Below are 4,003 nucleotides of genomic sequence, written 5' to 3' on the forward strand. Positions count from 1 at the left end.
GCCTGCGGGCCCTGGTTGTCTACGGCGACCGCGAGGCGGCCGCGCCGGCGGGTTTTTCCCCCGATTGCTACTTCAGCAATGACCGTCCCGGATCCATCGTGGTCTTCATCGGCGACGAAGCGCCCAGGGTCTATACCTTCGCCTCGCTGATGATCGCGGACCACATCCAGGCCGCGCTGCGCGGCGACCTGCAATGGATCGCGCCGGAACAGCTGTACGTGGGCAAGACCGGCCGCGACGTCGGCGCCTGGCTGGCCGAGCGCGGGCTGGATGGCAGCCGCATCGGCGTCATCGGGCTGGAACCCTATCCACCCTTCTACTTCGACGGCGCCGTGCCGGCGCGCACGCTGCAGGGCATGGCGCAGGCCCTGCCCAAGGCGGAATTCGTGCCGGTGTACAAGGCCTTCTTCCGCCGCGCCTCGGTCAAGAGCGAGGAAGAGCTGGGCCTGGTCCGCTACGCGGCCGCCATCGGCGAAGCCATGAGCGAAACCCTGCGGGCCACGGCCAGGCCGGGCGTGAGCGAGGCCGAGCTGGTGGCCGCCGTCACCGCCACCTGCTTCGCCATGGGCGGCTACACCGCCGAGGTCCTGCTGGGCACGGGCCCGGAATATGTCGGCTGGGGGCCTCCCGCCTGGCAGTACCGCTCGCAAGCGCCCAGGGTCCTGCGCGAAGGCGACATCGTGCTGTCGGAAATCTTCGCCCTCTACGGCCTGATGGAAACCCAACACCAGGCGGCGGTCGCGGTCGGCGAGGTCCATCCAGACATCCTGCGCGCCGCCGACGTCGCCCGCGCCAGCTACGAGGCCGGCGTGACCGCGCTGCGCGCCGGCAATACCTTCGGCGACCTGGTCGACGCCATGGAAGCGCCCCTGCTGGCATCCGGCGGCTGGCATGTGCATCCGCTGGTCCACAGCATCAATCCCTACGGTCCTGTAGGCTTCGGCACCGCGCCCGGCATAGAATCGCTGCCTGAGGCCGCCCGCTATCCGCAGCTCAGGTCGCTGCCGACCGTCGGACGGGAACTGCCCCTGCAGCCCGGCATGTGCTTTGCGTTCGAACCCAATTGCGGCTTCGGGCGCCATCTGGCCAATATCGGCGGCACGGTGATCGTGGGCGAACAGGCCGGCATCGCGCTGAACGAGAACTCGACCCGGCTGATGCGCGCCGACGGCTGAGGACAGGGCCGGGCCGCCTCGCGAAGCCCGGCCCATCACGTAGCAGGAAACGAGACCGACCATGAAGACATCGACGACAGAACCCGCCGGCCCCGACCGCGCCGCCGACACGCGCGAGCGGCTGCTGCTGGCCGGGCTGACGCTATTCAGCCAGCTGGGCCTGGAAGGCGTGCGCACGCGCCAGCTGTCGGAGGCGGCGGGCGTGAACCAATCCGCCATTCCCTATCATTTCGGCGGCAAGGAAGGCGTCTATGCGGCCGTGCTGGAACAGACCGCGCAGGACATCGCCGCGCGCCTGGACCTGCCCGACGCGCCGCCCGCCACGGCCCGCGAGGCGGCGGCGCAGCTGGAGGCGCTCATGCGCGGTTTCGCCACCGCCCTGCTGGATTCCGAGGCCTCGGCCGCGCGCAGCCTGCTGCTGGCGCGCGAGCAGCTGCAACCCACGCCGAAATTCGAGGCGATCCACGCCGGCCTGTTCATGCCGCTGCACGAAGCCGTGACGGAGCGGGTCGCGGCCATCCGGCGGGAAGCGCCGGACAGCCGCGACAGCATCCTGCGGGCCCATGCCATCCTGGGACAGGCCATCGTCTTCGCCGTGGCGCGCGAGGCACTGCTGCGGCGCCTGGGCGCCAAGCGCCTGACGCGCGCCATGGTCGGCGAGATCGCCGACATGGTCGGCAAGACGGCGCTGGCCGCGGCTCGCGATTGAGCAATCAGCGCGGCGCTCATTCCTGCCGCTGCGCGAAGTACCTGCCCGGCGACGCGCCGAACGCGCGCCGGAACATGGCGATGAAACCGCTGGGCGAGGCATAGCCCAGCGCGTCGGCCACCGTCGCCACCGCCTCGCCTTGCGCCAGGCGCTCCAGCGCGTGGATCAGTCCCGCCTGCTGCCGCCAGCGGCCGAAGCTCATGCCGGTCTCCGCGGCCATCAGGCGTCGCAGCGTGCGCGGCGAGACCGCGCCCCATCGCGCCCAGTCCTCCAGCGAACGGGGATCGTCCGGCCGCTCGTAGACCGCCCGCGCGATGCGCGCCAGGCGCGGATCGGACGGCATGGGCAGGTGCAGCGGCTCGCGCGGCGCGCGCTGGATCTCGTCCAGCAGGACCGCGGCGACGCGGGCCTCGGGCGGCGCCAGTTCGCGCCGGTCGGTCCACGTTACGGCCCGGCGCACCAGCGCCTGCATCAGCTCGCTGATGCCGATCACGCAGGGCCGCGCCGGCAGCGCCGCGCAGGCGGCGGGCGCGACGATGACGCTCCAGCCGCTGGCCGCGCCGCTGACGTCGGCCCAATGGCGCTCCCCCGGCGGAATCCAGCCCGCGCGCTGCGGCGGCAACAGCCAGGACCCATGCGAGGTGCGCACATGCACCAGCCCGCTCTCCACGCAGAACAGCTGGCCGCGCACATGGCTGTGCCAGTCGTACTCACGCGAGCCCAGCCGATAGGGGCTGTCCGGATCGTCGCCGCCGCGCAGCGCGATCAGCGCCGGCCCGCCGGCGTCTTCGATGGGCTCAATGGAAGGAGGAATGCGAGGCTTGGCCATTTCTCGCTATTTTAAGGCTCAATAGCATTACCGTGATTCCGGCGGCCCGCCCTACGCTGTCTCCATCGACATCCACTGGAATCCCCCAATGACCACTTTCCCCTTCCACATCGCCATCGCCGGCGCCGGCCTGGGCGGCCTGTGCCTGGCGCAGGCCCTGAAACAGCGGGGCATCGCCTTCGACGTCTTTGAACAGGACGCCGCGCCCGACAGCCGCACCCAGGGCTACCGCATCCGCATCGACCGGACCGGCCAGGCCGCGCTGGCCAACAGCCTGCCGCCCGCGCAATACCAGCTGTTCCTGCAGACCTGCTCGCGCTCGCAATCGGCCGGGCAGTTCCTGGATCCGCGCCTGGCGCCGGTCGCGGGCCGCCCGTCCGACACGTGGAGCGACACGGACGCCGATGACGACGGCGACGATGGCGACCGCAGCGCGCATCGCCAGACGCTGCGCCAGATCCTCATGCTCGGGATCGAGGACCGCGTGCATTTCGGCCAGGGCGTGAACGACTATCGGGAACAGGACGACGGCGGCGTCCTGCTGACGCTGGCGGACGGCGCCACGCGCCGGACCGATGCACTGGTCGGCGCCGACGGCGTCAATTCGGCGATCCGCCGTCTGCGCCTGCCCCATGCCGCGCCGGCCGACACGGGCTCGGCCTGCATCTACGGCAAGACGCCGCTGGACGCCGGCCTGGATGGCCGGCTCACTGACGGCACCTCCGTGGTCTTCGGCCCGGACTACGCCATCGTCGTGGACCCGATGCGGTTCCGCTTTCCGGCCCAAGCCGGCGCGCTGACGCCTGTGGCCGACTACCTGTACTGGGCCGTCATCGGCGGACGGGACGCGCTCGGCCAGGACAGCCGCGACGGCGCGGCGCTGCTGCAGCGCCTGGGCGCGATGCTGGAAGCCGGCGCCGACGGGCTGCGCGCCATATTCAACCGGGCCGACGCCGCGTCGGTCTCCATGCTGCCCGTGCGCAGCGCGCCAGAGCTGGCGCCCTGGCCCGCCAGCCGCGTGACCCTGCTGGGCGATGCCATCCACGCCATGAGCCCCGCCGGCGGCGTGGGCGCCAACACGGCGCTGGACGACGCGGCCAGGCTGGCCCGGCGCCTGGCGCGGGCCGCGCGGGACGGCGATCTGCCGGCCGCGCTGGCCGCCTACGAGACGGACATGCGCGCCCGCGCCAACGCCGCCGTCGCGGCCTCGTCGCAAGGGGCGCGCAAGCTGGCCGGCGCCCAGTCCTGAAGCGGCGACGCCCCAGGCCGGTTGAGCGGGCAAGGCGTAAA

The 4,003-nt window shown here is 72.0% G+C and carries 4 protein-coding genes; 3 read left to right on the plus strand and 1 reads right to left on the minus strand.

Going from position 1 to position 4,003, the window contains the following annotated elements:
• Positions 1–2: 2 nt before the first annotated feature.
• Both KDH83_RS29890 and KDH83_RS29895 read left to right on the plus strand, forming a co-directional pair.
• Positions 3–1,175 (plus strand): M24 family metallopeptidase, encoded by a 1,173-nt coding sequence (locus tag KDH83_RS29890; protein WP_212322487.1) that lies wholly within the window; start codon positions 3–5, stop codon positions 1,173–1,175.
• Positions 1,176–1,236: 61 nt separating this feature from the next.
• Positions 1,237–1,884 (plus strand): CerR family C-terminal domain-containing protein, encoded by a 648-nt coding sequence (locus KDH83_RS29895; protein ID WP_212322489.1) that lies wholly within the window; start codon positions 1,237–1,239, stop codon positions 1,882–1,884.
• Between the two features lie 16 nt (positions 1,885–1,900).
• Here the strand turns inward: KDH83_RS29895 and KDH83_RS29900 are convergent, their stop codons facing one another.
• The gene (locus KDH83_RS29900) at positions 1,901–2,713 is read right to left on the minus strand and encodes a helix-turn-helix transcriptional regulator (RefSeq protein WP_212322491.1); all 813 of its coding nucleotides are present in this window, start codon (positions 2,711–2,713) and stop codon (positions 1,901–1,903) included.
• 88 nt (positions 2,714–2,801) lie between these two features.
• Between KDH83_RS29900 and KDH83_RS29905 the strand changes: the two genes are divergently transcribed.
• Positions 2,802–3,962 carry an NAD(P)/FAD-dependent oxidoreductase gene (locus KDH83_RS29905; protein WP_212322493.1) on the plus strand — a complete coding sequence of 387 codons (1,161 nt, stop codon included), beginning with the start codon at positions 2,802–2,804 and terminating at the stop codon, positions 3,960–3,962.
• Positions 3,963–4,003: the final 41 nt, after the last annotated feature.

The organism is Achromobacter sp. Marseille-Q0513 (genome assembly GCF_018195695.1).
Taxonomy (GTDB): Bacteria; Pseudomonadota; Gammaproteobacteria; order Burkholderiales; family Burkholderiaceae_B; genus Achromobacter.

Bases quoted from the DNA above. Each gene is read 5' to 3' on its own strand.
- KDH83_RS29895 (WP_212322489.1), top strand. From the start codon at position 1,237: ATGAAGACATCGACGACAGAACCCGCCGGCCCCGACCGCGCCGCCGAC.
- KDH83_RS29900 (WP_212322491.1), bottom strand. From the start codon at position 2,713: ATGGCCAAGCCTCGCATTCCTCCTTCCATTGAGCCCATCGAAGACGCC.
- KDH83_RS29905 (WP_212322493.1), top strand. From the start codon at position 2,802: ATGACCACTTTCCCCTTCCACATCGCCATCGCCGGCGCCGGCCTGGGC.